Below are 1,039 nucleotides of genomic sequence, written 5' to 3' on the forward strand. Positions count from 1 at the left end.
ACCTTAAATAAAATAAAAGGTGTAGTCAGCATTAATTCCAAGATCATTTTACAGAAGATTGTTCAAAAACCACTTTGACCCATCATTTTTAATTAAAGAGTTATGTCATGATCGAAACAAAGCGTTTAATTTTAAGACAGTGGAAAGAAAGTGATTTTGAGCCATTTATAACAATGGGCTTAGATCAAGATGTTATGCAATTTTTCCCAACTCTCTTAACGCCCCAAGAAAGCCATAATTTAATCCAAAAAATTTCATCTCTTATTAATGAAAATGGTTGGGGCTTCTGGGCAGTAGAATTAAAGGAAACCCATCAATTTATCGGTTTTACTGGTTTACACGGCCAACCTGAACAATTTGACTTCTCTCCATGTGTGGAAATTGGGTGGCGACTTACAAAAGAATTTTGGAAACAAGGTTATGCAACTGAAGGAGCAAAAGCAGCTTTAGACTATGGTTTTAATGTACTGAATTTAGATAAGATCGTTTCATTTACCGCTAACATAAATACACCCTCTCAAGCTGTAATGGAGCGGATAGGAATGCAAAAAGTTAAAAACTTTGATCATCCCAAGGTTCCTCTCCATCACCAATTAAAAGCACATGTTTTATATGAAATTACGAGCTCTTCATTTAATTTTTTATTAAAGTCAAAATCTTAAGTTATTAATAAATATTTTCTTAATCATCGAAATCATAACCAACAGATGTAGAGCATTCCCAATACTCATGGATTTTACTTGCGATATCATCTTTTCCCATTGTAGTGAGTACATAAAAAAGCTTTGCCTCTTTATTTTTTCTTAGTATCAATAAGTTGTAATAATCATACTCAGGCCCATTAAGACCTAACGTGGGCTGTGAATCACAGTGCTTTTCTGCTTTGTAGTGCCATTCAAGCTTATAAGTATCAAGGCCATCAGCAGCATTGATTACAATACCGTCATTGGCTCCGCCAATAAATCCAATTTTCATTGCTTTCTCTAAATTCTTATTAGGAGTAATTTTAAATATAACTTTAAACAAGTCACCTTCAATT

The 1,039-nt window shown here is 33.3% G+C and carries 2 protein-coding genes and 1 pseudogene; 2 read left to right on the forward strand and 1 reads right to left on the reverse strand.

Going from position 1 to position 1,039, the window contains the following annotated elements:
- Positions 1 to 78, forward strand: a pseudogene (locus HUN22_RS17255) (Lrp/AsnC family transcriptional regulator); the annotation flags it as partial.
- Positions 79 to 107: 29 nt separating this feature from the next.
- On the forward strand, positions 108 to 662 hold the full coding sequence (locus HUN22_RS17260; RefSeq protein ID WP_174731953.1) for a GNAT family N-acetyltransferase: 555 nt from the start codon (positions 108 to 110) through the stop codon (positions 660 to 662).
- Positions 663 to 681: 19 nt separating this feature from the next.
- On the opposite strand, the gene HUN22_RS17265 is transcribed toward HUN22_RS17260, so the two are convergent.
- Positions 682 to 975 (reverse strand): hypothetical protein, encoded by a 294-nt coding sequence (locus HUN22_RS17265; protein ID WP_174731956.1) that lies wholly within the window; start codon positions 973 to 975, stop codon positions 682 to 684.
- Positions 976 to 1,039: the final 64 nt, after the last annotated feature.

It is taken from the genome of Acinetobacter lactucae (assembly GCF_013344765.1).
Lineage (GTDB): Bacteria > Pseudomonadota > Gammaproteobacteria > Pseudomonadales > Moraxellaceae > Acinetobacter > Acinetobacter lactucae_A.